Here is a 1580-nt window from a genome sequence, read left to right on the forward strand (position 1 = left end):
GCCCGCTTTTGCCAAGCCCTTATGCTATAAAGTAGGCGTCTAGAGTAGGACAGTAGTCCAAAATAACTTTGGCTACAAGAACAACATTAGTTCATCCTAAAATCTAAACGCCATGACTAAAGTTACTGCCAATTTCCAGAACCAGACTATTTACGTTGGCCTGGATGTTCACAAACGCAGCTGGAATGCCGGAATATTTTTGGGTGACTTGTTTATCAAAAACGTGCACCAGCAACCTTCTCCCGAAATGCTCTATCAGTACCTTGCCAAACAATTTCCGGGTGCTCAGTATCTGTGCGCTTATGAAAGCGGCAAATTCGGCTATTGGATCCAGCGACGCTTAGCCAATCTTGGTATCGCTTGCCTGGTTGTTAATCCAGCGGATATTCCTTCCAGCCACAAAGACGAAGTTTATAAAACCGATACCCGGGATTCGCGTGGCATTGGGCTGGCTCTTTCCAAAGGACAACTCAAGGGTATTTACATCCCGGATCTGAAACAGGAAGCCGACCGTAACCTGGTCCGCCAACGCAAAAAATTATGGCGCGACCTGGTGCGATGCAAAAACCGGGTGAAAGGCTTTCTGGATTACCAGGGCATTCCCTTGCCTGAAAAATTTGACAACCCCAACTGGAGCCGCAATTTTATCCACTGGCTCTACGAGTTGAAATTCCTTCATGACAGCAGCAGAATGACCCTGCATTACCAGTTGCGACAGGTGGAGCTGCTTCGAAAAGAACTGCTCAACATCAGCAACGATATCCGTAAGCTGCTACGCAGTGCAGAATATAAATCCATCTATTACCTGCTTCGGACTGTAACGGGAATTGGTCCCCTGACCGCTGCCCAGCTCATCACCGAGATCGGGGATATTCGCCGGTTTCCCAATTTTTATCACCTTAACAGTTTTGTAGGATTGATGCCCATGGAACACAGCTCCGGTGAAAAACAGCTTCGGTTTGGTTTAACAGTTAGAAAACATCGTCAACTGCGCAGCGACATGATTGAATGTGCCTGGGCGGCCAAGCGCAACGATCCTGCTCTGGCTCTCTATTACAGCGAACAAATTAAACGAGGCGTGAATGGCAAAAAAGCAATTGTCAAAGTGGCCCGTAAACTGCTCAGCAGGATCAGATACGTCTGGATCAACCAACAACCCTATCAATCTTCTATTGTGAAATAAATGAATCAATCGTCATTACATTGTTCATTGCCTACACAATTAAAACCGCGACCGGACTACAAAACATGGGTTGTCATCGTGACATAATCAAACAGCGAGTTATTGACTTTGCCAAGACTGTAGCCGGTTGTTTATTGCTGGATTAATTTCAGCAGCCATTATACCATTTAATTACAAGGACTTGTAGCGTTGCTTAGTTCAACGTCTACTCATAGGATGCTGGTACTGGATAATGAGTGACTAATAAAAAATTGAAATAGCTTAAATTTATATCAAGGAAAAACACGCTTCTGAAGGCGAAGGGTGGTTGTGATTTCCCTTCCAGCTATCCTTTGCTTTCAAAAGAAAATTGTGGTGGTTTTTTCGTCCACTCTAAGGTCGTTATACATAGGATACC

The 1580-nt window shown here is 44.8% G+C and carries 1 protein-coding gene; it reads left to right on the forward strand.

What is annotated here, in order from left to right:
- Positions 1-112: 112 nt before the first annotated feature.
- The gene (locus OI18_RS23460; protein WP_039144817.1) at positions 113-1183 is read left to right on the forward strand and encodes an IS110 family RNA-guided transposase; all 1071 of its coding nucleotides are present in this window, start codon (positions 113-115) and stop codon (positions 1181-1183) included.
- Positions 1184-1580: the final 397 nt, after the last annotated feature.

The sequence above is a fragment of the Flavihumibacter solisilvae genome (genome assembly GCF_000814475.1).
Classification (GTDB): Bacteria; Bacteroidota; Bacteroidia; order Chitinophagales; family Chitinophagaceae; genus Flavihumibacter; species Flavihumibacter solisilvae.